Source organism: Bordetella sputigena (assembly GCF_965137885.1).
GTDB classification, from domain to species: domain Bacteria; phylum Pseudomonadota; class Gammaproteobacteria; order Burkholderiales; family Burkholderiaceae_B; genus Bordetella_C; species Bordetella_C sputigena.
In genome coordinates, this window is the sequence record NZ_CBCSCA010000005.1 from 423,602 (window position 1) to 448,956 (window position 25,355).

26 protein-coding genes are annotated in these 25,355 nt (G+C 68.2%); 21 read left to right on the top strand and 5 right to left on the bottom strand.

Going from position 1 to position 25,355, the window contains the following annotated elements:
* Positions 1-132: 132 nt before the first annotated feature.
* Positions 133-1,380, bottom strand: a complete 1,248-nt coding sequence (locus tag ACNA0R_RS12795; protein WP_415826369.1) for a D-amino acid dehydrogenase — start codon at positions 1,378-1,380, stop codon at positions 133-135.
* Positions 1,381-1,663: 283 nt separating this feature from the next.
* Here ACNA0R_RS12795 and ACNA0R_RS12800 point away from each other — a divergent pair, with 283 nt between their 5' ends.
* On the top strand, positions 1,664-2,554 hold the full coding sequence (locus ACNA0R_RS12800; protein WP_415826370.1) for a LysR family transcriptional regulator: 891 nt from the start codon (positions 1,664-1,666) through the stop codon (positions 2,552-2,554).
* Here the strand turns inward: ACNA0R_RS12800 and ACNA0R_RS12805 are convergent, their stop codons facing one another.
* Positions 2,555-3,310 (bottom strand): 4'-phosphopantetheinyl transferase family protein, encoded by a 756-nt coding sequence (locus ACNA0R_RS12805; RefSeq protein ID WP_415826371.1) that lies wholly within the window; start codon positions 3,308-3,310, stop codon positions 2,555-2,557.
* Positions 3,311-3,443: 133 nt separating this feature from the next.
* On the opposite strand from ACNA0R_RS12805, the gene ACNA0R_RS12810 reads away from it, so the two are divergent.
* From ACNA0R_RS12810 to ACNA0R_RS12895, 18 genes are all read left to right on the top strand, one after another.
* The gene (locus ACNA0R_RS12810; RefSeq protein WP_415826372.1) at positions 3,444-4,166 is read left to right on the top strand and encodes a beta-ketoacyl synthase chain length factor; all 723 of its coding nucleotides are present in this window, start codon (positions 3,444-3,446) and stop codon (positions 4,164-4,166) included.
* Positions 4,163-4,966 carry a lysophospholipid acyltransferase family protein gene (locus ACNA0R_RS12815; RefSeq protein WP_415826373.1) on the top strand — a complete coding sequence of 268 codons (804 nt, stop codon included), beginning with the start codon at positions 4,163-4,165 and terminating at the stop codon, positions 4,964-4,966. Before ACNA0R_RS12810 ends, ACNA0R_RS12815 begins: the two co-directional genes overlap by 4 nt.
* Positions 4,947-5,207 carry a phosphopantetheine-binding protein gene (locus tag ACNA0R_RS12820; protein WP_415826374.1) on the top strand — a complete coding sequence of 87 codons (261 nt, stop codon included), beginning with the start codon at positions 4,947-4,949 and terminating at the stop codon, positions 5,205-5,207. Before ACNA0R_RS12815 ends, ACNA0R_RS12820 begins: the two co-directional genes overlap by 20 nt.
* Positions 5,208-5,224: 17 nt before the next feature.
* Positions 5,225-5,500, top strand: a complete 276-nt coding sequence (locus tag ACNA0R_RS12825; RefSeq protein ID WP_415826375.1) for an acyl carrier protein — start codon at positions 5,225-5,227, stop codon at positions 5,498-5,500.
* A complete protein-coding gene (locus ACNA0R_RS12830; RefSeq protein WP_415826376.1) occupies positions 5,497-6,105 on the top strand; it encodes a COG4648 family protein in 609 nt (202 codons plus the stop codon). The genes ACNA0R_RS12825 and ACNA0R_RS12830 overlap by 4 nt, the downstream gene beginning before the upstream one ends.
* 11 nt (positions 6,106-6,116) lie before the next feature.
* Positions 6,117-7,853, top strand: a complete 1,737-nt coding sequence (locus tag ACNA0R_RS12835) for an AMP-binding protein (RefSeq protein ID WP_415826377.1) — start codon at positions 6,117-6,119, stop codon at positions 7,851-7,853.
* On the top strand, positions 7,850-8,614 hold the full coding sequence (locus ACNA0R_RS12840; RefSeq protein WP_415826378.1) for a glycosyltransferase family 2 protein: 765 nt from the start codon (positions 7,850-7,852) through the stop codon (positions 8,612-8,614). The genes ACNA0R_RS12835 and ACNA0R_RS12840 overlap by 4 nt, the downstream gene beginning before the upstream one ends.
* Positions 8,611-9,537 carry an LpxL/LpxP family acyltransferase gene (locus tag ACNA0R_RS12845; protein WP_415826379.1) on the top strand — a complete coding sequence of 309 codons (927 nt, stop codon included), beginning with the start codon at positions 8,611-8,613 and terminating at the stop codon, positions 9,535-9,537. The genes ACNA0R_RS12840 and ACNA0R_RS12845 overlap by 4 nt, the downstream gene beginning before the upstream one ends.
* Positions 9,530-9,955: an acyl-CoA thioesterase gene (locus ACNA0R_RS12850; protein WP_415826380.1), complete on the top strand. Its 426-nt coding sequence runs from the start codon at positions 9,530-9,532 to the stop codon at positions 9,953-9,955. The genes ACNA0R_RS12845 and ACNA0R_RS12850 overlap by 8 nt, the downstream gene beginning before the upstream one ends.
* Positions 9,952-10,572 (top strand): outer membrane lipoprotein carrier protein LolA, encoded by a 621-nt coding sequence (locus ACNA0R_RS12855; RefSeq protein ID WP_415826381.1) that lies wholly within the window; start codon positions 9,952-9,954, stop codon positions 10,570-10,572. The genes ACNA0R_RS12850 and ACNA0R_RS12855 overlap by 4 nt, the downstream gene beginning before the upstream one ends.
* Before the next feature lie 2,398 nt (positions 10,573-12,970).
* Positions 12,971-14,227 carry an NAD(P)/FAD-dependent oxidoreductase gene (locus ACNA0R_RS12860; protein ID WP_415826382.1) on the top strand — a complete coding sequence of 419 codons (1,257 nt, stop codon included), beginning with the start codon at positions 12,971-12,973 and terminating at the stop codon, positions 14,225-14,227.
* 9 nt (positions 14,228-14,236) lie between these two features.
* Positions 14,237-14,794 (top strand): hypothetical protein, encoded by a 558-nt coding sequence (locus ACNA0R_RS12865; RefSeq protein ID WP_415826383.1) that lies wholly within the window; start codon positions 14,237-14,239, stop codon positions 14,792-14,794.
* Positions 14,791-15,990 carry a beta-ketoacyl-ACP synthase gene (locus tag ACNA0R_RS12870; RefSeq protein WP_415826384.1) on the top strand — a complete coding sequence of 400 codons (1,200 nt, stop codon included), beginning with the start codon at positions 14,791-14,793 and terminating at the stop codon, positions 15,988-15,990. The genes ACNA0R_RS12865 and ACNA0R_RS12870 overlap by 4 nt, the downstream gene beginning before the upstream one ends.
* The gene (locus ACNA0R_RS12875; RefSeq protein WP_415826385.1) at positions 15,987-16,577 is read left to right on the top strand and encodes an ApeP family dehydratase; all 591 of its coding nucleotides are present in this window, start codon (positions 15,987-15,989) and stop codon (positions 16,575-16,577) included. The genes ACNA0R_RS12870 and ACNA0R_RS12875 overlap by 4 nt, the downstream gene beginning before the upstream one ends.
* Positions 16,574-17,344, top strand: a complete 771-nt coding sequence (gene fabG, locus ACNA0R_RS12880) for a 3-oxoacyl-ACP reductase FabG (protein WP_415826386.1) — start codon at positions 16,574-16,576, stop codon at positions 17,342-17,344. Before ACNA0R_RS12875 ends, fabG begins: the two co-directional genes overlap by 4 nt.
* The gene (locus ACNA0R_RS12885; RefSeq protein ID WP_415826387.1) at positions 17,344-18,570 is read left to right on the top strand and encodes a beta-ketoacyl-ACP synthase; all 1,227 of its coding nucleotides are present in this window, start codon (positions 17,344-17,346) and stop codon (positions 18,568-18,570) included. Before fabG ends, ACNA0R_RS12885 begins: the two co-directional genes overlap by 1 nt.
* A 30-nt stretch (positions 18,571-18,600) precedes the next feature.
* On the top strand, positions 18,601-19,041 hold the full coding sequence (locus ACNA0R_RS12890) for an excinuclease (protein ID WP_415826388.1): 441 nt from the start codon (positions 18,601-18,603) through the stop codon (positions 19,039-19,041).
* 93 nt (positions 19,042-19,134) lie between these two features.
* Complete coding sequence (locus ACNA0R_RS12895) at positions 19,135-19,596, top strand: GatB/YqeY domain-containing protein (RefSeq protein ID WP_415826389.1); 462 nt, start codon at positions 19,135-19,137, stop codon at positions 19,594-19,596.
* A gap of 169 nt (positions 19,597-19,765) precedes the next feature.
* Here the strand turns inward: ACNA0R_RS12895 and dinB are convergent, their stop codons facing one another.
* A complete protein-coding gene (gene dinB, locus ACNA0R_RS12900) occupies positions 19,766-20,833 on the bottom strand; it encodes a DNA polymerase IV (protein ID WP_415826390.1) in 1,068 nt (355 codons plus the stop codon).
* A 29-nt stretch (positions 20,834-20,862) separates the two neighbouring features.
* Here dinB and ACNA0R_RS12905 point away from each other — a divergent pair, with 29 nt between their 5' ends.
* Positions 20,863-21,321, top strand: coding sequence for a PaaI family thioesterase (locus ACNA0R_RS12905; protein WP_415826391.1), 459 nt, complete (start codon positions 20,863-20,865; stop codon positions 21,319-21,321).
* Here the strand turns inward: ACNA0R_RS12905 and ACNA0R_RS12910 are convergent.
* The gene (locus tag ACNA0R_RS12910; RefSeq protein WP_415826392.1) at positions 21,318-21,758 is read right to left on the bottom strand and encodes a BPTD_2524 family lipoprotein; all 441 of its coding nucleotides are present in this window, start codon (positions 21,756-21,758) and stop codon (positions 21,318-21,320) included. The genes ACNA0R_RS12905 and ACNA0R_RS12910 overlap by 4 nt on opposite strands.
* A 217-nt stretch (positions 21,759-21,975) precedes the next feature.
* Here ACNA0R_RS12910 and ACNA0R_RS12915 point away from each other — a divergent pair, with 217 nt between their 5' ends.
* On the top strand, positions 21,976-23,877 hold the full coding sequence (locus ACNA0R_RS12915; RefSeq protein ID WP_415826416.1) for an alpha/beta hydrolase family protein: 1,902 nt from the start codon (positions 21,976-21,978) through the stop codon (positions 23,875-23,877).
* 98 nt (positions 23,878-23,975) lie between these two features.
* On the opposite strand, the gene ACNA0R_RS12920 is transcribed toward ACNA0R_RS12915, so the two are convergent.
* A complete protein-coding gene (locus ACNA0R_RS12920) occupies positions 23,976-25,226 on the bottom strand; it encodes an MFS transporter (RefSeq protein WP_415826393.1) in 1,251 nt (416 codons plus the stop codon).
* Between the last annotated feature and the right edge of the window lie 129 nt (positions 25,227-25,355).

Sequence of the window (25,355 nt, forward strand, 5' to 3'; positions counted from 1 at the left end):
GTCCGTGTAGTGAAAGGCCCGTCCAGGCGGGCCTTTTCGTTTCCGCGGGCGCGTGACGCGCCTTGGCAACTTTTTCCAGCCGAAAACGGGGCCTGCTTGAGCATCCTGCTCAAGCAGGCCTCGCTTCTTGGATCAAGCCGGCAGGAACGGCCGCGGCTCGATGGGCGTCGGAATGCCCGCCATCTGCGCAGTCAGCAGCGCCGCGCTGCCGCAGGCCAGGGTAAAGCCCAGCGCGCCCTGCCCCACGTTCATCCACAGATTGGACGCCGCGCGGCTGGGACCGATTATCGGTTTGCCGGACGGCGTGGCGGGACGCAGGCCCGCCCAGGGCTGCGCGGCGGCCAGGGGCAATGAGGGAAAGGTATCGGCGGCCTGGCGCTTCAGCAGGGCGATGCGCCGCTCATCAATGGCGGCATCCCCGCCGATGTCCACCATCGCCGCCAGGCGCAGCACCGGGCCTATCCGCGCATATACGATGCGGCGTTCGTAGTCGGTCACGCTGATCGCGGGACCTGCGGCATCGTCGTCCTTCATCGGCACGCTCAGGCTGTAGCCCTTCAGGCCATAGATGGGCACATCCTGCCCCAGGGATCGGAGCAAGGCGCGGCTGCCCATGCCGGACGCCACCACATAGGCATCGGCTTCAATATCGCCGGCCGTGGTGTGCGCCGCCACGATGCGCGCGCCTTCCCGGCGCAGCGCGGACACCCGCGTGCTCATCAGGATCCGCGCCTTGGGTTGGCGCGCCAGGCGCTCGAAGAGGCCTTCGGTAAAGCGCAGGCAATCGCCTACCTCTTCGCCGGGCGTGTAGACCGCGCCCGCCAGATCGGCACGCATGCCGGCCAGGGCGGGTTCCATGGCCACGGTTTGGCCGGCGCTCAATACCTGCTGCTCCGCGCCATGGCCGGCCTGATACGCCACCAGGGCGCGCGCCTTTTCCAGCAGCGCCTTGCTGCGGTAGACGATCAGCTTGCCGTTGCGCAGATGGCTGAAGGACAGCGGCTCCTGTTCCAGCAGGGCATGCATCACGTCGCGGCTCAGGTACGACAGCGTGAGCATTTCCGCGGTGACCCTGCGCGAGACCGACCCGCGGCAGGCCAGGGCGAACTGCAGGCACCAGCGCCATTGGTGCGGGTCCAGCCGTGGCCGGAATCGCAGCGGCGAATCATCGCGCAGCAGCCATGCGGGGACGCTGGGCAGCACGCCGGGACCGGCCAGCGGCGCGACATAGCTGTAGCTGAGCTGGCCCCCGTTCGCGTAGCTGGTCTCCTCGCCGGGACGGGGCCGGCCATCCAGCAGCGTTACCTCGTAGCCCTGGCGCGCCAGAAAATAAGCCGACGCCACGCCAACCACGCCCGCGCCGATCACGCACACGCGCATCGCACCATCCTGAAATCATTCACAAGGGAGGCATTCTGGCCACGCGCACGGACGGCGGCAAATGCCAAAGCCACCGGAATGCATAACCTTTGGCTATGTTCTACCTCGCCGGGGGCCCTATTCCCGCACCAGGTGCCCCCCATGGCGCCCCCGCGCACGGCACTGGAGAGCGGAGGCGCGGCCGGCCATCTGCACCCGCCCGCAACGCGCCGCCCTTTACTTGGTGCGCGAGATAGCGATCCGATATAACCTTTTGCTATCCAGTCCCGTCCGAGGCCAAACCGTGCGCCTGCGTCATATCGAACTTTTCGAGGCCATCCGGGCCACCGGCTCGCTGAGCCGCGCCGCCCAGGCCCTGCATATATCCCAGCCGGCCGCCAGCAAGATGCTGGCGCACGCGGAAGCACAGGTGGGATTCCGCCTGTTCGAAAGGGTAAAGGGCCGCCTCCGCGCCACGCGGGAGGCCGACATCCTGGCCCCCGATATCGCACGCCTGTCGCGCGATCTGGAAAGCGTGCGCAAGCTGGCGGCGAATCTGCGGCACCATCCGCGCGGCCATCTGCGCATCGGCTGCGCGCCCAGCCTGGGCCTGGGCGTGGTGCCGCGCGCGGCGGGGATCAGCCGCAGCCGCCAGCCGGACATCACCTTCAGCCTGCAGACCCATCATACGGATGAGCTGATCGCCGGATTGCTGGCGCGGGAGATCGACATGGCGGTCACTTACGAGCCGCCGTCCCACCCCGGCATCGCGCGCATCGATCTGGATCGCTCCGAGATGGTTTACGTCAGCCGGGAACCGGGCGGGCAGCCGGTGCCCCTGGCGGCCGTGCGGCCCGATAACCTGATCGCCATGAATCCGCACGATCCGCTCGGCAACCTGTTGCAGGCCGCGCTGGCGGAGCACGGGGTCGGCATGAATACGGCCCTGCAGGTGCAGACCCATTACATGGCCTGCGCCATGGTGGAAGCCGGTTGCGGCGATGCCATCGTGGACGCCTACAGCGCGCATGGGATCTCGCGGCCCGGCCTGTCGATACGCCGGCTGGAGCCGCCGGTGCATTTCCATATCGGCGCCCTGGTGCATGCGGATGATCCCATGTCGGCGCTGCATCATGGCTTCGTGCAGTGCCTGCGGCTGGCCTGCGCGGAAGTCGCCCAGGCGCTGGCGCCCTGATCAGGGCCAGCGGCCGGCCGGCACGATGCGGGGCTCGGCCGCGCCCCGGGCCGTGCGCCACAGCGGCGCGTCCGGCGGCGCCGTCAACGCGGGTTGCACCGGCGCATCGGACCTTCGCCAGACCACGGACGCCAGCCAAACGTCATCGATGACCGCAGACCATGCGCTCCATCCGACGCCGGGCGCGCGCAGCCGCCAACCCGTCCACGGCCGGCCGGCGCCGGCGAGGCCCACCGTACGCATATCGGCCGGGAATGCCAGACCGGCGGCTTTGACGAACGATTCCTTGATCGTCCACAAGGCGTAGAACGCCCGCAGGCGCTCGGCGTCGGTTTCGCAGCTTGCCAGCGCGCGCGCTTCATCCTCGGCGCAGCACCAGGGCGCCAGCCGCGCGGTGTCACGCGGCCGGATGGCTTCCAGGTCCACGCCGATGCGCCAGCCGGCGGGCGCCGTGGCGACCAGCGCGTGGCCGCGCGAATGGCTGATCGACACCGCCGGCGCCGCGGACATGGCGAACCCGGCGGCTTCAGGGGCGGCGCGGGAGGCGGCTTCGACGTGAGCGTGGCCGGCCGCATCGGCGCCGGCGCCGGCGGCCAAGGCCTGCTGCAACACGGCCCGGCTGACCCGCCAATCCAGCTCGGCGCGGGCCGAACGCGCCGTTTCCGCGCGCGGCCTGTCGGCGCCATGCAACAGATCGGCGCGATACCAGCCGGCCAGCGCCGGGTCCCCCCACCACAGGGTCAAGAGGCCGTTCAAGGCGAAGTCCCCCTTCGCATCCTTACAACTCGCTGAAAAAACGTTGGAATGGGGAGAATAACGAGGGCGAACATGGTTTGAACGATAACAACAAAGCCCCTATCGGGTCCGGTGGACCGGTACACTTCCGCGCATGTTCAACTTCGCACTTTCCGCATGGCACGCCTGGGCGCCAGGCATCGAGGATTTTCCCGCATGGGAGACCTGGGCGCGTACGCCGTACCGCCCCGATGTCGGCGCCGCGCCGCCCAACCTGGGTTTTCTGCCGCCCCTGCAACGTCGCCGGCTCAGTCCGCTGGCGCGCATGGCCGTCGCCTGCGCCTGGCCCTTGGCCGACGGGCGTCCCGCCATGCCCGTCGTCTACGCGTCCCACCATGGCGAAACCTCGCGCAGCTTCGAACTGCTGCAGTGCCTGGCTCGCGATGAGGCCTTGTCGCCGACCTCCTTCAGCCTGTCCGTGCACAACGCGACGGCCGGCATGTGGTCCATCCTGCGCAAGGAAACCGTCGAATCGGTCGCCCTGTCGGCCAGCGGCGACGGCCTGGAAAGCGCCATCGCGGAAGCCTGCCTGCTGCTGGACGCGGGCCACCCCGACGCGCTCGTGATCCTGGCGGAGGAGACCCCGCCCGCCGCCTACCGCCCATGGATAGACGACGTCCCGTTCTCCTATGCCCTCGCCCTGCGCGTCAGCCAGGGGGATGAATTCCAGCTGGACCTGCGTCCGGCGGACCCGGCCGGCCGCGCCGCCGCCGATTGGCCCCACTCCCTGAGCCTGCTGCGGCATCTCCTGCTGGGTACGCCCGTATGGATGCACCCCGGCCGCGCCGCCGATTGGCAATGGCGGCGCGCACGATGAACGCCATGCCGGCCACCGCCGCGCGCCAGGATGCCTGGCTGCTGCGCCTGATCGCCACCGCGGTGGCCTTCAGCCTGTTCGGCCTGGGCGGCCTGTTCCTGCGCCTGGTGGTGTTTCCCGCGCAGCGCCTATTGATCGCCAACCCGGCACGGCGTCACCGGCGCTCGCGCGCCGTCATCAATTGGACCTTCTATCGCTTCGTGCGGTTGCTGGTCGGCATGGGCGTGCTGACCTACGAGTTCCGCGGCGTCGAACGCCTGGGCCGCCCGGGCCAGATGATCGTCGCCAACCACCCGTCCCTGCTGGACGTGGTGTTCCTGATCGCCCACGTGCGCAACGCGAACTGCGTGGTCAAGCACAGCCTGGTCAGGAATCCCTTCACCGCCGGGCCGATCCTGAACGCGGGCTACATCACCAACGACGAGAGCATGGACATGCTGGAGCGCGCGGCCCAGGTGCTGCGCGACGGCGAAACATTGATCGTCTTTCCGGAAGGCACGCGCACCCCGGTCGACGCGGCGCCGCGCTTTCACCGGGGCGCCTGCGCCATCGCCGTGCGCGGCGCCAGCGTCATTACGCCCGTCGTCATCACCATGAACACGCGCAGCCTGACCAAGGGCGAGCCGTGGTACCGCATTCCCCATCGCCGCATGCACTATGTCTTCGAGGCAGGCGCGGACATCGATCCCCGGCAATGGACGGAGCGCCATCCCGCGCCCATCGCCGGACGGCGCATGAACGAACATCTACATCACTATTTCGAAACGGAGCTAGGCCTGGATGGAACAGTTGGAAAGTGAAATCAAGCGACTCATCATCGAGTCGCTGGGGCTGGAAGATATCACGCCCGAAGATATCGCCAGCGATGCCGAACTGTTCGGCGACGGATTGGGGCTGGACTCCGTCGACGCGCTGGAACTGGGGCTGGCCCTGCAGAAACGCTACGGAATTGCCATCGATCCGGAAACGCGTAATATGCGCGACCATTTCGCCACCGTGGCCAATCTGAGCAAATTCGTATCCGCCCAGCGTGGCGCCTGAGCAACGGAGCTAGTGTTATGCAAACCCGGGAAGACATCTTCAGCGTCCTGCGCGAAGCCCTGGTGGAATTATTCGAAATTCCGGCGGAACGCGTCGTGCCTCAGGCGCATCTGTACACCGACCTGGAGATCGACAGCATCGACGCCATCGACCTGCTCGATCACATCAAGCGCGTGACCGGATACAAGCTGGCCGCCGAAAACTTCCGCACCGTGCGCACCGTGCAGGACGTGGTCGACGCCGTATGGGAGCAACAGAAACAATTGCAGCAGCAGCGGGAATCGGCCGCATGACGCGGGCCGTCCTCGCGATCGCCCTGCTCCTGGCCGGCGTGGCCTACCCCTTCTTCGTGCACGCGAACCTGCAGAACGGCGCCGCGCGGTGGCTGCTGCTGCCCTTGGCGGGCTTGTGGCTGGCGCGCGCGCTGGCCGATCGCAAGCGGGTGGCGGGCGGCTGGCTGCTGCCGGCGATCGTGACGGCGTTTTGCGCGATCGTCGTGTTTTTGGATGACGCCCGCTGGCTGCGCGGCTACCCGGTCCTGGTCAATGCCGCCATGTTCGCTGTGTTCGCGTCCAGCCTGTGGCGCGGCATGCCGGTCGTGGAGCGCTTCGCGCGGCTGCGCCATCCCGAGCTGCCGCCCCATGCCGTGGCCTATACCCGGCGCGTCACGCAGGTCTGGGCCGCTTTCTTCGCTTTGAATGGACTGACGTCCGCGGCGCTATCGCTGTGGGCGCCCTGGCATTGGTGGACCTTGTACAACGGCGTCATCAGCTACGTACTGATCGGCCTGCTGATGGCGGGCGAGTGGCTGGTGCGGCCGGCGCCCGGTAAACAAGCCGCTGCGCCGGTGCCGGTCCAGGCCATGGATGCACGCGCCGTCGCGCGCGACGGCCGTTGAGAACGCGCGCCATGACGTGGATGGACCCCACCGGGCTGTTGACGGGCGCGCGCCCGGACGTGCTCTACGCGCGGGAACCCCGGCTTACCCATGATGCCTTCGTGCGCCAGGTACTGGCGGCGGCGGCCGGGCTGCGGGCGCGAGGCGCCCGTCAGGCGGGACTGTGGTTCGATGACGCCGCCATGCTGGCGATCGCCCTGTTCGCCTGCTGGCGCGCCGGCGTGGTCGCCAACCTGGCCGGCGACGCGCGGCCGGCCTCGTGCGCGCCGATCGACTCGCGGGTGGACCTGTGGCTGACCGACCTGGCGACGCTGCCCGTCGCGGAAAGCCGGCGCCACTCCCTGTCCGCCATGGCCGATGCCGCGGCGCCCCTGCCCGCCTGCGTGCTGGATCCGCATGACGGCGGCGTCGTGCTGTGCACGTCGGGCTCCAGCGGACAGCCCAAGCAAATACATAAGCGCTGGTCCCAGCTGATCGCGGAGATCACCGCATTCGAACAGTCGTGGGCCTGGTCGGCGCGGCCCGCCTGCGTGCTGGGCAGCGTCAGCGCGCAGCATATGTACGGCCTGCCTTTCCGCGTATTGTGGCCGCTGGCCGCGGGACGCGTGATCGGCCGGGCGCAGCTCGCCTTCCCCGAAGCCCTGCAACAGGCCAGCCTGGCGCACGCATCGTTCGCGTGGATCGCCAGCCCCGCGCTGCTGAAGCGCCTGGGCGAAAAGCTGGACTGGCCCGCGCTGGCGGGCGGCATCACGCAGATATTCTCGGCGGGCGGACCGCTGCCCGGCGCGGTGTCCGACATGCTGGCCGACCGGCTGGGTTGCCGTCCCATCGAGATCTATGGCAGCTCCGAAACCGGCGCGGTCGCATACCGCCGCGGCGGCGATGCCTGGCAGGCGCTGCCGGGCGTGACGACGGGCATCGCCGATGGCGCTTTGTGGGTGCGATCCCCATGGCTGGACGACGCCGATCGCTACATGACGGCGGATGCGGCCGCGCCGGCCGGGGCCGGTTTCGTCCTGCACGGCCGCCTGGATCGCATCGTCAAGATCGAGGAAAAGCGCATCGCGCTGCCGGAGCTGGAAGCGCGGCTGATGGAGCATCCCCATGTCCGCGAAGCGCGGCTCGGCATAGTCGCCGGCACGCCGCGCCTGACCGCCCTGGTGTCGCTGGCGCCGTCCGGCATCCACATGCTGCGCAACCACGGCCGCAAGGCGCTGGTGGAGGCCTTGCGCGCCCACATGGCGGCCGCCGTTCCGCCTCTGGGCGTACCGCGCCATTGGCGCCTGCTGCGCGAACTGCCCTGGAATGCCCAGGGCAAGCTGCCGCAGGATGTTTTCGCCGCGGCCGCGATCCGCCCGCGTTCACCCGATGCGCATTTGCTGTCGGCGGCGGAAACCGCCGAAGGCGGGCGTGAGCTGCGGCTAAGCATGGAAGTGCCGCTGGACCTGGCGCATTTCAATGGCCATTTCGCCGATATGCCGGTCGTCCCGGGCGTGGCGCAGATCGAATGGGCGATGGATCTGGCGCGCCGGCATGGCGCCACGCCGATGGGGCCGGACCTGCGCTTCCACGGCATGGAGGTGCTGAAATTCCAACGTCTGGCGCGTCCTGGCGACCCATTGGAATTGACGCTTACCTGGCAGCCGGCGCGGGCCAAGCTGTACTTCGAATACCGGTCGTCGGGCCAGCCCTGCTCGTCGGGCCGCATCCTGACCGGCGCCCCGGCCACGACGGGAACGCCATCATGACCGGCGTCGATCAGCGGCCGCACCGCATGTGCGCCGTCATCCCCGTCTACAACCATGGCGACACGGTGGGCGCGGTGGTCGACCGCGTCCGCGCGTACGGCATCCCCTGCATCCTGGTGGACGACGGTTCGGCGCCCGCCTGCGCGGCGCGCCTGGACGCCCTGGCCGCCGCCGGCAAGGCGATGCTGGTGCGCCGCGCCGGCAACGGCGGCAAGGGGCGCGCCGTGCAGGACGGCCTGCGCCACGCCGGCAGCCAGGGCTATACGCATGCCTTGCAGATAGACGCCGATGGCCAGCATGCCCTGGACGATATTCCGGAGATGGTGCGCGCGTCGCAGGCCCACCCCGACGCCCTGGTGGGCGGATCGCCCGCCTATGGCGACGACGCGCCGCGCAGCCGGCTGTACGGCCGCTGGCTGACCCGCGTTTGGGTGTGGATCAATACGCTGTCCACCGCGATACCCGACGCGATGTGCGGCTTCCGCGTCTATCCGCTGGCGCCCACGCTGGCCTTGCTGGAACGCCGCGATCCCGGGCATCGCATGGACTTCGACATCGCCGTGCTGGTGCTGCTGCATTGGCGCGGGGTGCCGATGGTATGGCGCCCCACGCGCGTAATCTATCCGGCCGGCGGCGTGTCCCACTTCCAGGGGCTGCGCGACAATGTGCGCATCAGCGCCATGCACGCCAGGCTTTTTTTTGGCATGCTGCCACGTGCGCCGGGCCTGCTGGCCCGCAAGTTCAGAAACCCAAAAGCATGACCAGTCCCCCCGCCCGCCACTGGGCCGCCGAACGCGAACGCGGCGCGCCCTTCCTGATGCGCCTGACGGCGTGGGCGGCGCGCGCGTTCGGCCGGCGCGCGCTGCGGCCGGTGCTGGCGCTGATCGTTTTTTACTTCTACTGCTTCAGCCCGTCCGCGCGCCGCAGCATCGCCGAATACCAGCGGCGCCTGCGCCAGGCCGACGCGGCGCAGGCCCTGCCGGCGCGCCGGCCCGTGTACGGCCAGTTCCAGGCCTTCGCCGACGCCATCCTGGACAAGCTGGACGTCTGGCAGGGCCGCCTGACGGCGGGCGACGTCGTCATCCGCGATCCCGACCAGTTGCATGCGCAGATGCGGACGGGCCGCGGACAAATCCTGGTGGGCTCGCACCTGGGCAACCTGGAAGTCTGCCGCGCGCTGGTGGAACGCAGCGGCCTGCTGACGATGAACGTCCTGGTGCACACGCGCCATGCCGAATCCTTCAATCAGTTGCTGGCGCAGGCCGGCGCCAGCCGCCTGCGCCTGATCCAGGTCACGGAGCTGGATGCCGCCATCATGCTGCAGCTGAACGAGCGGATCGAGCGCGGCGAATGGCTGGCCATCGCCGGCGACCGCGTGCCGGTGCGCGGCGGCCGCACGGTCGAGGCCGACTTCCTGGGCGCGCCCGCGGCCTTTCCGCAAGGACCGTGGCTGCTGGCGGCGTTGTTGAAATGTCCGGTGAACCTGCTGTTCTGCACCAAGATCGACGGCCGCTACCGCATCACGCTGGAACGCCTGGCCGACCGCGTCGAGCTGCAACGCCGCCGGCGCGAGGAAGGCGTGCGCCATTGGGCGCAGCGCTACGCCGACCGCCTGGCGGCGGAATGCCGCGACGCGCCGCAGCAGTGGTTCAATTTCTATCCATTCTGGAGGCGTCATGCGTAAGCGCGGTGTCTATGCCGTGGAGACCGCCGTGACGGTGCCCTTCTTCGACGTGGATTCGATGAACGTGGTCTGGCATGGCCACTACGTGAAATACCTGGAGCAGGCGCGCTGCGCGCTGCTCGACGCCATCGGCTACGGGTATGACGCCATGCTGGCCTCGGGCTATGCCTGGCCGGTCATCGATCTGCAATTGCGCTATATGAACCCCGCCGTATTCGGCCAGCGCCTGACAGTGCGCGCCGAACTGGTGGAGTGGGAGAACCGATTGAAGATTCATTACCTCATTACCGACGCCGGGGATGGCACGCGCCTGACGCGTGCCAGCTCCGTGCAGGTGGCCGTCCGCATGGACAATCGCGAAATGCAGCTGGTCTCGCCCGCCCCTCTGCTGGACGCCGTGCGCAAGGTGCTGGCATGATGCGGCGCGCACTCCGCTGGGGCCGTCGCCTCGCCGCCGCCGTATTGCTGGCCGCCGGCGCCGCGCCGGCCTGGGCCTTCGACCTGGCCGCCCTGCAAACGCAGTTGCGCGACGCGCCGGTCGTGCGCGGGCAGTTCGTGCAGCAGAAATTCCTGCGCTCGCTGCCGCAGCCGCTGACCAGCACCGGCCTGTTCACCCTGTCCACCGAAGACGGCTTGTTGTGGGAGCTGCGCGCCCCGCTGCACCAGGACCTGCTGCTGACGCCCAGCGCCGTCTTCCGCCGCGACGACGGCGGCAAATGGCAGGCCCTGCCGCAGGCCGTGGGCGCCGGCCGCGAAACGCGCATGTTCCTGACCGTGCTGAGCGGCGATACGCAATCGCTGCAGGACAACTTCGACATGGCGCTGAGCGGCTCCGCCGGCGATTGGCAATTGGTCATGACGCCCAAGTCCGCCCTGCTCAAGCAGATCTTTACCGACATCCGGATTTCCGGCGGCAAGCTGGTCCAGCGCATCGAACTGCGCGAGACCCAGGGCGACAAGACCGTCATGGAAATGAAGAACACGCGGGCCGATACCAAGCTGAACGACGATGAGCGCCGTGATTTCAACCCCTGAACGGCGCGTGGCGCGCGAACGGCGCCTGACCCTGTTGTTCCGTATCGCCCTGGCCCTGGTGGTCTGCCTGGGCCTGTGGGAGTGCCGTCACGGCTGGCCGGTATCGTCCAGCCTGCTGGACCTGGTGCCCACGGCGCAAGGCGACGCGCTGCGCCAGCGCGCGGACGACCGTATCCAGGAACCGCTGCAACGGCAGATCGTCGCGCTGGTCAGCGCCGGCGACCGCGAACGCGCGATCGAGCTGGCGCGCGGCATGGGCCATTTGTGGCGGCACAGCGGGCTGTTCACCGACGTACAGGTGGACGCCGATGTCAACATCGACGCGGTGCGCCAGCAGCTCTTGTCGCAGCCGCTGGCGCTGCTGCCGCCGCGCGCGCGCGAAACCCTGATCAAGGACCCGGCGGCCTACGCCGCGCGGCGGGTGCGCGAACTGGCCGATCCCTTTTCGTCGACGGGGCTGGTGCCGGCCAATGACGACCTGCTGGGTCTGGCGCACGCCGCCGAACGCGGGATGCGCACGCTGGGCACGGTACAGCTGGACCTGGTCAGCGGCACCCTGATCGCCCATGACGGCGACAAGGATTGGGTACTGGTGCGCGCGCAGACCAGCGGCAACGCCTTCGACGCCGCGTCGCCCGGAGAGGTCGCGCGGCTGGTCGACGAAACGCGCGCTTCCATCGTCAAGGACGGCGGACAGATGCTGGTGACGGGCGGGCCGCTCTATGCGGCCGAAGGCCGCGCCCGCGCCGTCGGCGAAAGCACCTGGATCAGCGCCATGGCGATACTCGGCATCATCGCGGTGCTGCTGCTTACCATGCGCGGCCTGCGTTCCCTGCTGGCCTTCCTGCCGGTGGCGGTGGGCATGCTGTGCGGCGTGGTCGCCTGCGTGGCCTTGTTCGGCACCATCCACGTCCTGACCCTGGTGATAGGCGCCAGCCTGATCGGCATCGCCATCGATTTCCCCATGCACCTGCTGGCCAAGCGCTACGGCATGCCGGACTGGCAGCCCTGGCCCGCGCTGCACCGCGTGCTGCCGGGGCTGACCATCAGCCTGGCCGTGACGCTGGTCGGCTATCTGGCGCTGGTCTTCACCCCCTTCCCGGCCCTGACCCAAACCGCGGTGTTCTCCGCCGCGGGCCTGCTGGGCGCCTATGCATGCACGGTCTGCGAATTGCCGAACTGGCTGCGCGGCTGGCAGCCGCGCCCTTTCATGCCGCTGGGCAGCCTGTCGCATGGGCTGCTGCAACGGCTGGCACGCTGGAGCGGGCGGCGTCCGACGCTGCCCTGGCTGGCGACCGGCGTGGCGCTGCTATGCCTGGCCGGTGTCCTGCATCTGCGCATCCAGGACGATCTGCGCCAGTGGCTGTCCTTGCCCGGCCCGCTGGTGCAACAGGCCTTGCAGATCCGCCGCATCACCGGCATCGAGGCGACCAGCCAGTACTACCTGGTGCGCGCCGCCGATGCCAATGCGCTGTGGGAACGGCAGAACGCATTGGACGGCCGGCTGGACAAGCTGGTGCAGGCGAAGTCGCTGGACAGCTATCTATCGCTGAACCAGCTGGTCGCGCCGGAGGGCGCGCAGCGCGCCCTGCTCGATGCGATGCGCGATCCCAACTGGCGCGCCCGCCTGCTGCCTTCTTTCGAAGCGGTCGGCATTCCGGCGCAGGCCGTGCTGCAACAGGTGGATGCGCTGGCCGCGCAGGAACCGGTCACGGTGGAAAGCGTGTTGCGCGGCCCGCTGGGACAGACGCGCAGCATGCTATGGCTGGGCCAGGACCATGGCCAGGTGGCGGCCATCGTGGCGCTGCAGGGCCTGCACGATACCCGCGCCGCCGCGGCCGCCGCCCAGGGGCTGGAAGGCGTGAGCTTCGTCGATCGCACCGGGCAGCTGAACGAGACCTTCGCCCAGACCCGCATACGCGCCGCTGAACTCAAGCTGCTGTCCTATCTGGTCGCCGGCGTGCTGCTGTGGCTGACGCTGGGCCGCTCCGCCACGTGGCGGCTGCTGGCCGTGCCGCTGGCCGCCACGGCGTGCACGCTGGGCGCGCTGGGCCTGCTCGGGCAGCCGCTGACGCTATTCAGCCTGTTCGGACTGCTGCTGGTTTCCGCGATCGGCCTGGATTACGCCATCGTCATGTACGAACGCGTGGCGGGCGCCGCCGCCAGCTTCGTCGGCATCGTGCTGGCCGCCGCCACGACCATGCTGTCCTTCGGATTGCTGGCCTTCAGCAGCACGCCGGCCATTTCGAACTTCGGCCTGTCGGTGGGCATAGGCGTGGCGTTCTGCGTCCTGTGGGCGCCATGGGTGCGCCCGGGCGCCGGCGCCGGGCACGAGCCCGCCCNTCCCGCCGCGGCCGGCTCCCGCCCTCCCTACAACAAAGCATAACTAAGGCATACCGTGGAAAACCGAGAAATCGTCATCATCGGGGCCGGCCCCGCCGGCGCGGTGGCCGCCGGCCTGCTGCGTCGCCATGGGCATGATGTGCTGGTGCTGGAACGGCAGCGCTTTCCACGCTTTTCCATCGGCGAAAGCCTGCTGGCGCATTGCATCGAATTCATCGACGAAGCCGGCATGCTGCCGGCGGTGCGCGCCGCCGGCTTCCAGGAAAAGAACGGCGCCGCCTTCGCCTGGGGCGAGCGCTACACGGCCTTCGATTTCCGCGACAAATTCTCGCCGGGTCCCGGCACGACCTATCAGGTGCTGCGTTCCCGCTTCGACCAGATCCTGGCCGACGAGGCCGCGCGCCAGGGCGCGGAGGTGCGGTACGAACAGGAAGTGGTCGCGGCGGATTTCTCCGGCGCGCAACGGGCGGACGGCAGGCCGCTGCTGTCGGTGCGCGCGGCCGGCGTGGCGGATGCGCCCATCCGCCGGATATCGGCGCGCTTCGTGCTGGACGCCAGCGGCTACGGCCGCGTCCTGGCGCGGCTGCTGGACCTGGAACGTCCCAGCGGCCTGCCGCCACGCAAGGCCCTGTTCACCCATATCGAAGACCGTATCGACGACGCCGGCTTCGATCGCCAGAAGATCCTGATCAGCGTGCATCCCGAGCAGCCCGACATATGGTTCTGGACCATACCCTTCTCCAACGGCCGCTGTTCGCTGGGCGTGGTGGGCAGCGCGGAGCTGATCGGTGAAGCCGCCGATCCCATGGCGCGGCTGCGCGAGCTGGTCGACGGCGCGCCCAGCCTGAAGCGCCTGCTGGCCCATGCCGTGTGGGACACGCCCGCCAATACGATAGGCGGCTATTCCGCCAGCGTGACATCGCTGCACGGCCCGGGTTTCGCGCTGCTGGGCAATGCGGCGGAATTTCTCGATCCGGTCTTTTCATCCGGGGTGACCATCGCACTGCATTCATCCAAGCTGGCGGCCGACGCCCTGCATCGGCAACTGGGCGGCGCGACCGTCGATTGGCAGCGCGAGTTCGCCGATCCGCTGATGGTGGGCGTCGAAACCTTCCGCACCTATGTGGAAGGCTGGTACACCGGCGCCTTCCGCGATGTCGTGTTCTATGAACGCGCGCAGCCGGACATCCGCCGCATGATTTCATCTATCCTGGCCGGCTATGCCTGGGACAGGAACAACCCTTTCGTCGCCGAGCATGCGCGCCGCCTGCGCACGCTGGCGGAGATCTGCCGGCTGCCGAATGCCGCATAAGCTTTACCCATGACGCTACTCCGAACCTCCCGCCGCCGCCTGCTTGCCACCCTGCCCATTGTGGCGACGCTGTGGCTTGCCGGGTGTGCGAGCGTACCGCCCACGCCGGTCGCGCAGGCCGATCTCGGCCTGCCGCGCCGCGTCCACGTCAGCCTGCAGTCGCCCGGCCAGGCGCGGCAGGACGCCCTGCTGGTCGTGCAGGCGGAAGGACCCGATGCCACACGGTGGTCGATGTTCGATCCGCTGGGCATGCCGATGGCGCGGCAGATCCTGCAGGACGGCAAATGGCGCAACGACGGCTTCATGCGGCCCAACGCCCAGGCCAGCGACATGTTTTCCGCCATCCTGTTCGCCTGGACGCCGCAATCCTCCCTGGCTGGCGCCTATGCCGGCAGGGATTGGCGCCAGGCCGCCACCGCCGAAGGCGGCCGTGAACGCGTCATGGAGGACGACTGCAACGTACGTTGGCGCGTCGTGTGGCAGCCCGGCGCTCCCGCCGACACCTTCGCGATTACCACCGGCGGCGGCACGATTTGGCGTGTCGAACCGCTGAAGGAAACGCCATGACGGCCTGGCTCGGAACGCCCGGCATCGTCTGCGCATTGGGACGCGGCATCGATGCGGTGGCCGCCGCGGCGCTGCAGGGCGACAGCGCCGGCATGCAGCCGCGGGACGGCTGGATAGCGGGCCGCTGCATCGTCCTGGGCGTGGCGCCGGCCGGCCTGCCCGACCTGCCGCCGGATATGCCGGACCACTACGACAGCCGCAACAACCGCCTGCTGATGGACGCCGCCTTGCAGATCGAACCCGCGCTGCGCGGCGCCATCGCGGAATTCGGCGCACTGCGCATCGGTATCGTGCTGGGGACCAGCACCTCCGGCGTCAACGAGAACGCCCATGCCTACCGGGTACTGGAGCGCGACGGCGCCTGGCCACCGGAATACGACTATCGGCGCCAGGCCCTGGCATCGCCCGCCGCCTTCCTGGCCGATTGGCTGGGCGTAGCGGGTCCGGCCTATACCCTGTCGACCGCCTGCACGTCCAGCGCGCGGGCGCTGCTGACCGCCAAGCGCCTGCTGGCGCGCAACGCCTGCGACGCCGTGATCTGCGGCGGCGTCGATACGCTCTGCCCGCTGACGATCAACGGCTTCGCGGCCCTGGAAGCCCTGTCGCAGGGGACCTGCAATCCGTTCTCCGTGCATCGCGATGGCATCAACATCGGTGAAGGCGCGGCCTTGTTCCTGATGCAGCGGCAACGTCCCGACGGCGCGGCCGTGGCCCTGCTGGGCGGCGGCGGCAGCTCCGACGCCTGGCATATGTCGGCGCCCGATCCCACCGGGGCGGGCGCGGCGCAGGCCATGCGCGCCGCCCTGGCCGACGCCGGGCTGGCGCCCGCCGACATCGGCTGGCTCAATCTGCACGGCACCGCCACGCAGCACAACGATGCGATGGAAAGCAAGGCGGTCGACGCGGTTTTCCCGCAAGGCGTGGCCTGCGCATCAACCAAGCCGCTGACCGGCCACACCCTGGCGGCGGCCGGCGCCATCGAGGCCGCGCTGTGCTGGGCCGTGGTCGCCGACACCTGCCTGGCCGGCCGCCTGCCGCCCCAGCGCTGGGACGGCGCCGCCGATCCCGCGCTGCCCGTGCTGGACCTGACCGCGCCCGGGCGGCGATTGCCCGCCGGCAAACCGCGCACGGCAATGAGCAATTCCTTCGCCTTCGGCGGCAGCAATGCCAGCCTGATCCTGGGGGTCGGCCCATGACCGCCTGCCCCTGGCCCGTGGCGCAGTTGGTGCCGCACTCCGGCGATGCCATCCTGATCGACACCGTGGACGACTGGGATGAAGAAACGCTGCGCGCCACTGCCGTGGTAAAGCCGGATGGCCTCTACAGCAACGCCGACGGCAGCCTGCCGCCGTGGATGGGCCTGGAAATCATGGCCCAGGCCGTGGGCGCGTGGGCAGGCTGCCAGGCGCGGCACCACGGCCAGCAGGTCGGCCTGGGCTTTCTGCTGGGCACGCGCCGCTACGAATGCCATGTGCGGGGTTTCGCGGCCGGCACCCGGCTGACCATCCATGTCGCGCAATCCCTGCGGGATGCGGCCGGCATGGGCGTATTCGAATGCGAACTGCGCGCCGATGCGCGGTTGCTGGCTTCCGCCCGGCTGAATGTCTACCAACCCGCCGATGCCGGCGCCTTTACCCGCGAGCCGGCCCCCGACGCGACCGGCGCGGACGTACCGCCCGGCGCCACGACGGCTGGCGATCCACTCACCTTGGACGGAAGGGCTGCCGGAACCGCCACGGCTTCCTCGCGCTCTCCGTCCGCGAACCGCGATTCCGCGCCATGACAGACGCCGCACATGCTCCCGCCCCCGCTCCGGACACCCAGGGCCTGCCGGTACTGGTGACCGGCTCCAGCCGCGGCATCGGCCGGGCCATCGCCCTGACCCTGGCGCGCGCCGGCTATGCCCCCATCATCCATTGCCGTTCGCGGCGCGAGGAAGCCGACGCCGTGTGCGAAGCCGCGCGGGAACTCGGCCAGCCCGCCCGCGTGCTGCAATTCGACGTGCGCGACCGCGCCCAGGCCGCCGCGGCGCTGAACGCCGACATGGAGGCGCACGGCGCCTATTACGGTGTCGTGCTCAACGCCGGCCTCACGCGCGACGGCGCCTTCCCCGCGCTCAGCGGCGACGATTGGGACGATGTATTGCGCACCAACCTGGACGGTTTCTACAACGTGATGCATCCCGTGGTGATGCCCATGATCCGCCGCCGCGCGCCGGGGCGTATCGTCTGCCTGACCTCGGTATCCGGCATCGTCGGCAACCGCGGGCAGGTCAACTACAGCGCCTCCAAGGCCGGCCTGATCGGCGCGGCCAAGGCCCTGGCCGTGGAGCTGGCCAAGCGGCGCATCACCGTCAACTGCGTGGCGCCCGGCCTGATCGATACCGACATGATCGACGACAACGTTCCCGTGGATGAAATCCTGAAAGCAGTCCCCGCCGCGCGCATGGGCACGCCCGACGAAGTCGCCGCCGCGGTGGCGTTCTTCCTGTCCCCCGCCGCCGCCTACATTACGCGGCAGGTACTGGGCGTTAACGGAGGACTCTGCTGATGAAGCGCGTCGTCGTCACCGGCATGGCCGGCATCTGCGCATTGGGCACCGACTGGCTGACCGTGCGCACGGCGTTCGAGGCCGGCCGCAACGCCATCCAGTACATGCCGGAATGGGAACGCTACGCGGAAATGGGCACGCGCCTGGCCGGCCCCGTGCATGACTTCGCGCCGCCCGCGCATTGGACGCGCAAGCAGCTGCGCAGCATGGGACGGGTATCGCAGCTATCCGTGCGCAGCGCCGAAATGGCGCTGGCCGACGCCGGCCTGCTGGACGATCCGGCCATCGCCGACGGCCGCATGGGCGTGGCCTGCGGTTCATCCACCGGCAGCACGGCGGAGATCAAGGCCTTCGGCAATATGCTGTTGAACGGCGTCACCGACGACCTCAGCGCGAATTCCTACGTGCGCATGATGCCGCACACCACCGCGGCCAATATCGGCATTTTCTTCGGCCTGAAGGGCCGCATCATCCCGACATCCAGCGCCTGCACCTCGGGCAGCCAGGGCATCGGCTACGCCTATGAAGCCATCCGCTACGGACGCCAGACCCTGATGCTGGCCGGTGGCGCGGAGGAACTCTGCCCCAGCGAGGCCCTGGTCTTCGATGCGCTGTACGCCACCAGCCAGCGCAACGACACGCCCGACCGCACGCCGCGCCCCTACGACAGCGCGCGCGACGGCCTGGTGGTCGGCGAAGGCGCCGGCATGCTGGTCCTGGAAGACCTGGACCACGCGCTGGCGCGCGGCGCCCGCATCCATGCCGAGATCGTCGGCTTCGGCTGCAATTCCGACGGCACCCACATCACGCGGCCGGAAGCCGCCACCATGCAGGTGGCCATGGAAATGGCCCTGCGCGACGCCGATCTGCCGCCGTCGGCGGTCGGCTATGTGAATGGTCACGGCACCGCCACGGAACAGGGCGATATCGCCGAAACCCTGGCCACCCAGGCGGTCTTCGGACCGGACATGGCCATCAGTTCGCAGAAAAGCTATCTGGGACACACGCTGGGCGCCTGCGGCGCCTTGGAATCCTGGTTCAGCATCGAGATGATGAACAGCGACTGGTATGCACCCACGCTCAACCTGGAGCAGGTCGATCCGCGCTGCGGCACGCTGGACTACTTGCGCGGTCAAGGCCGCACGCTGTCCAGCGAATACGTCATGAACAACAACTTCGCCTTCGGCGGCATCAACACGTCCTTGATCTTCCGCCGCTGGCGCTAACGTTTTTCCAACCGCAAAGGAGCTTTGCCGATGTCCCCGAGCCTGAAATCCCTGGCGTGCCTGGCCCTGGCGCTGGCCTGCGCGCCCGCCGCGCACGCCGCCGATCGCACGGTCATGCAATCGTTCCAGGAGGCAGTCAAGAACGCCACCGAAGCAGGCAAACTCGATGGCAGCGTGAAGTTCTACCTGGCCGGCACCGGCCCTTCCGGCAAGGTGCTGGAAGCCAATGTCGTCACCAACCGCAAGACCAACGCCTTCGGCAAGAGCGACGAAAAAGCCTGCGACTGGGCCGCGCAGTCCGCCCTGATCTCGCTGCAGGAAGCGGCCAAGAAGGCCGGCGCCAACGCGGTGATCAACATCGTCAGCTACTACAAGAAGAACGTCCACAGCGATCCCGCCAAGTACGAGTGCCATGCCGGCGGCGTGATCGCGGGCGTGGCGCTGCGAGGCGACCTGGCCACGGTCAAATAAGAAGCGGCGTTTGCCCGCGGGGGACGCGCGGCCGCGTCATAATACGGGTGCCGCGCCGTTCACCGTCATTACCTATCAGCAAGAGGTTTCCCCATGAGCACTTCCTCGCTCAAAGACAACTTGGCCGCCGCCATCAAGGACGCCATGCGCGCCAAGGCCACGGCGCGCCTGGGCACGCTGCGCTTCCTGTCCGCGGCGGTCAAGCAGAAAGAAGTCGACGAACGCCGTGAACTGGGCGACGCCGAAATCACCGCCATCATCGAAAAGCAGGTAAAGCAGCGACGCGAGTCCATCGCCGCCTTCGAACAGGCGGGCCGCACCGAGACCGCGGAACAGGAAAAGGCCGAACTGGCCGTGCTGCAGGAGTTCTTGCCTCAGGCCGCCACGCCGGCCGAAATCGACGCCGCCATCGCGGCCGCCATGGAAGAAGTCAACAAGCAGGGCGTCACCGGCCCCGCCGCCATGGGCAAGATCATGGCGATCCTGAAGCCGGCGCTGGCCGGCAAGGCCGACATGTCGGCCGTATCGCAGCAAGTCAAGAGCCGCCTGGCCTGACCACGCCGCAGCCCCTGCGCGCCGGCTATCGGAACCACTGCATAAAAAAGTGCCCCGCCGCGCAGCGCACAGGTGCCGCCCGATCGGGGACGCCGAGGATCCGGCTCCGCCGGTCCTCCAGCGTCGCCCCCTTGAGGGGGAAGCGCGCAGCGCTTCGGGGGTGGGCCCATCACCCACCCTCGAACAGATCGACTTGCCGCGCGATATCCTCGCCGTCCGGGAAATTGCTCATCCCTACCCCCACCAGCCGGTAGCGCGTCGAAGGCGGCAGCTCCACCCGCCCGCGCAGCTGCCTGGCCATCTCGGCCAGCGCCTGCGCCGAGGCCGGCGCGCCGGGCAGCGTATGGCTGCGGGTCAGCAGGCGGAAACGATCGGTCTTCAGTTTCAGCGTGATCGTCCGGCCTATGCCGCGCTTGCGCGAGGCCTGCTCCCATACACGCTCGGCCAGCCGGCCGATGGCTTCCCCAAGCTCTTCCAGCCGCAAATCGGTTTCGAACGTGGTTTCGGCGCTGACCTGCTGCGCCACCTGGTCGGCCTCCACCGCGCGTTCGTCGATGCCATGCGCCAGTTCGTGCAAGCGCCGCCCATAACGGCCGAAGTAATGCTCCAGTTCGTCCACCGGGCGCAGCTCCAGATCGCCCACGGTCAGAATGCCCAGCTCCTCCATCCTGGCCTGCGTTACCTTGCCCACCCCCGGCACCTTGCGCACCGGCAGCGGGCGCAGGAAAGCCATCACGTCGCGCGGCCGCACCACGAAAATGCCGTCCGGCTTATTCCAATCCGAGGCGATCTTGGCCAGGAATTTGTTGGGCGCCACGCCGGCCGACGCCGTCAGCCCGGTTTCCTCACGGATCTGGCGGCGGATCGTCTGCGCGACCTCGGTGGCCGAAGGCAGCGCCAGCTTGTTGGACGTCACGTCCAGATAGGCCTCGTCCAGCGACAGCGGCTCCACAATGTCCGTGTGGCGAACGAAGATCTCCCGCACCTGCCGGGAAACCTCGCGATACCGCGTAAAATCCGGCGCAACGTAAATCGCCTGCGGACACAGGCGCAGCGCTCGCGCCACCGACATCGCCGAATGCACGCCGAACTGGCGCGCTTCATACGACGCCGCGCACACGACCGAACGCGGACCTTTCCAGGCCACCACGACAGGCAGGCCCCGCAGCTTGGGATCGTCGCGCTGTTCGACGGACGCGTAGAAAGCGTCCATGTCGATGTGTACGATTTTGCGCATGGTGATGATCAACTGCAAACCGACGGCTTATGGAAACGAAGCACCGCGATAACCCGAACACCGGCACCGACTACTTCGGCGCCCACATCCCGCTGATGGAATACCTGGGCCTGTTGCCCGACCATATCGAACCGGGGCTGGCGCGCACCCGCCTGCCGTGGCGCGTGCAGCTTACCAACAGCCGTGGCGACGTGCACGGCGGTACGCTGATGAGCGTACTTGACTTCACGCTGAGCGCCGCCGCCCGCGCCGACCTGGAGCCGGGCATCAGCATGGCCACCATAGACATGACCACGAGTTTCTTTTCGCCCGCGAACGGCGATCTGGTCATCGAGGCGCGCTGCCTGAAACGCGGCCGGTCGATCGCCTTCTGCGAAGGCGAGATCCGCAACGCCGATGGCGAGGTCGTCTGCAAGGCTTCCGGAACCTTCCGCATCGTCCGTCCCAAGCCCGACGCGGGACAGCCGGCGCGAATCGGAACCGATTAACGCTTGGGCTTGCCCTTGACCGTGGGATCGCTGGGCATATACGACACGCAGGCCGGGATCTGGAACTGGATGGCGTCGCGCATCGCGATCACCGCGTCGGCGTTCCAGATGCCCTCGCCCCACATCTCGATATGCACATCGGTATTGCCGTCGTCGATGGCCGATAGATTGACCAGCGCGATATTGTTGTCGGTGAACGGCGCCAGCACCTTCACCTGGCCCTTGCGGCCCACGGTATCCAGATTGCCCACCACCCGGTAGGCCGACTTGCCGGTCAGGCATTGTTCAGCCTGGGCCTTGGCGACGTTATAGGCCGACTGGTAATTGACCGCGATTTTGTAATCGCCGGACGGCGATTCGCGGCCGGGCGCGATACCGAGCGTGCATCCGGCCAGGCCGATGGCCAGCGTGGCGGCCGCGGCGAATATCCTGAACATAGGTCCTCCGATCAAGGAGGCGCAATTATCCCTCATCCGGCCGCCCCCCGTCCCGCCTGCCGGCCGCACCTGGCCGGCCGCACCTGGCCGGCCGCACCTAGCCGGCCGCACCGGTTCGACATGGCCCCGCGTCGCGTGGCATCATCGAACGCACTGCGCGCACACCGCGCGACCGGATCACACGGCGACTCAAAAGGAGACCGCATTGTTCAAACTCATGACGCGCACCCTGCTGGCCGCGGCCCTGATAGGCGCGGCGCCCGGCGCGCCGGCCGCCACCCCGCGGCAATATCCCCTGAAAGACTTCTTCCGCAATCCCGAGCGCGGCTTCTTCCGGCTTTCGGACGACGGCGCGATGATCTCCTTCATGCGCCCCGTCAGCGTGGACGGCCAGGCCCCGCGCATGAATATCTTCGTGCAGCCCCTGCAAGGCGCGACGCCGGTGGGCGAACCGCGCAAAATCACCAACGAGTCGGCGCGCGACATCAGCAGCTATGTGTGGAAGGGCTCGGACACGATCCTGTACGCCAAGGATTTCGGCGGCGACGAGAATTTCCACGTCCTGGCGGTGAATGTGCACAGCGGCAAGGTCCTGGACCTGACCCCGTTTGAACAGGTACGCGCCGGCATCGAAGACGATCTGGAAGACGATCCGGACCACATCCTGATCGGCCACAACCACCGCGATCCGCAGGTTTTCGACGTATATCGCGTCAATGTGCACACCGGCGAATCGGTGCGCGTGGCGGAGAACCCCGGCAACGTGGTGGGCTGGCAGACCGACCACGCGGGCAAGGTGCGCGCCGCGCTGACCAGCGATGGCCTGAACACGACGCTGCTGTACCGCGACGACGAGGAACAGCCTTTCCGTCCATTGATCACCACGGACTATCGCACCAGCGTCAGCCCGGTGCTGTTCACTTTCGACGACAAGCAGCTCTATGCGCTGAGCAACCGCGGCCGCGATACGCTGGCGCTGGTGCGCATCGACCCCGCCCGGCCCGACGCCGAGGAAATGCTGTTCGATCCGCGCAAGGCCGATCTGGGCGGCGTCGGCTACTCGCGGCGCCGCAAGGTGCTGACGGTGGCGACCTATGAAACCGACAAGCCGCAGCGCAAGTTCTTCGACATGCAGATCGAGGCCATCTATCGCAAATTGGGCGAGCAGCTGCAGGGTTATGAGTTCGCGCTGCAAGGCGAAACCCGCGACGAAGACAAATTCATCGTTGCCGCCTACAACGACCGTACGCCGGGTTCGCGCTACGTCTACGACGTCAAGAGCGACACCCTGGTCAAGCTGGCCGACATCAATCCGGCCTTGCCGGAAGCCGACATGGCGCCGGTCCAGCCCATCAGCTTCCAGAGCCGCGACGGGCTGACGCTGCACGGGTATCTGACGCTGCCGGTGGGCCGTGAACCGCGCGGGCTGCCCGTCATCGTCAACCCCCATGGCGGCCCGTGGGCACGCGACAGCTGGGGCTATAACGCGGAAGCCCAATTCCTGGCGAACCGCGGCTTCGGCGTGCTGCAGATCAACTTCCGCGGGTCGACGGGCTACGGACGCAAGTTCTGGGAAGCCAGCTTCGGCCAATGGGGCCTGGCCATGCAGGACGACATCACCGATGGCGTCCAGTGGCTGATATCGCAGGGGATCGCCGATCCCAAGGGCATCGGCATCTACGGCGGCAGTTATGGCGGCTATGCGACGCTGGCGGGTATCACCTTCACGCCGGATCTCTACGCCGCCGCGGTGGACTACGTGGGCGTGTCCAATCTGTTTACCTTCATGAACACGATTCCGCCTTACTGGAAACCGCTGCTGGAAAAAATGTATGACATGGTCGGCAATCCGGAGAAGGACCAGGAGCGGTTGAAGGCGACCTCGCCGGCCCTGCACGTCGACCGGATCAAGACACCCCTGTTCATCGCGCAGGGCGCCAAGGATCCGCGCGTGAACAAGGCCGAAAGCGACCAGGTCGTCGAAGCCCTGCGGGCGCGCGGCGTGGAAGTGGAGTACATGGTCAAGGAAAACGAAGGGCACGGCTTCCACAACGACGAGAACAAGTTCGAGTTCTACGAAGCCATGGAAAAGTTCTTCGTGCAGCACCTCAAGCCTTGAGGGCGACTGACCGGGACCAAGCCGTCACGCCCGTCCCGGCGTGACGGCGACCTGGCCGCGCCACCGCGCCACCGCGGCGGCATCATCGCCGCCTGCCGTCACGCCTTCGCGGGCCGGTTCCCCCGCTCCATGTCCGGCAGGAATATCGCCATCATTCCCAGGAAGGGCAGGAACGAGCACAGCTTGTAGACGAACGCGATGCTGGTGATATCGGCGATATGTCCCAGCACGGCGGCGCCCACCCCGCCCATGCCGAACGCGAAACCGAAGAACAGGCCGGCGATGGTCCCGACCTTGCCGGGCACCAGCTCCTGGGCATACACCACGATGGCGGCGAATGCGGACGCCAGGATCAGGCCGATGATCGCCACCAGCACGCCGGTCCAGAACAGATTCGCGTACGGCAGCGCCAGCGTGAAAGGCGCCACGCCCAGTATCGACGTCCAGATCACCGCCTTGCGGCCGACGCGATCGCCTATGGGCCCGCCGGCCACCGTGCCCACCGCCACCGCGGCCAGGAAGATGAACAGATAAAGCTGCGCCGACCGCACCGTCAGGTCGAACTTATCCATCAAGTAGAAGGTGAAGTAGCTGTTCAGGCTGGCCAGGTAGAAGTACTTGGAGAAAATCAGCACCGCCAGCACGCCCAGCGTCGCCGCCACGCGTCCGCGGCTCAGGGGCGGCGGGCCGCCGGCGGCGCGGACCTTGGGTTTCAGGCGCCAGCGGTTGCCGGCGTACCAGCGCCCCACCCCCACCAGCACCAGCATCCCGAACAAGGCCGCCAGCGAAAACCAGGCCACGCTGCCCTGCCCGTGCGGAATGATGAGCAGGGCCGCCAGCAAGGGACCCATCGCGGAACCCACGTTGCCGCCGACCTGGAACAAGGACTGCGCCAGCCCATGCCGCCCGCCGGAGGCCATCCGCGCGACCCGCGAGGATTCCGGATGGAACACCGACGATCCCGTACCTACCAGGATCGCCGCCAGCAGAATGTAGGGATAGGACGGCGCCACCGACAGCAGCAGCAGGCCCACCAGCGTGAAGCCCATGCCCACCGGCAAGGAATACGGCAGGGGCCGCTTGTCGGTGTACAGGCCCACGCAGGGCTGCAACAGCGACGCCGCGATCTGGTAAGTCAGCGTGATAAAGCCGATCTGGCTGAAGCTCAGCGCGAACGAGTCCTTCAGCATCGGATAGATGGCCAACAGGATCGACTGGATCATGTCGTTCATCAAGTGCGCCACGCTGATCGCGCCCAGTACCTTGAAGGCGGTGGCGTTGGAAGCGGCGGGCACGGCGGGGGTGGCGGCGCCAGGGACCGTTGCGGTATTCGGCAAGGGAGCGTTCATGGCCAGCAAAAAGGAAAATGAAAGTAGGTAACCAGGAGTGTAATAAGTCATGCGCCCGCTGGGGTGACAACCTTCGTCGTTTAAGTGACACTGGCGGCTGATGCCCCCGCCCCGTTCCAAGCCCATGCC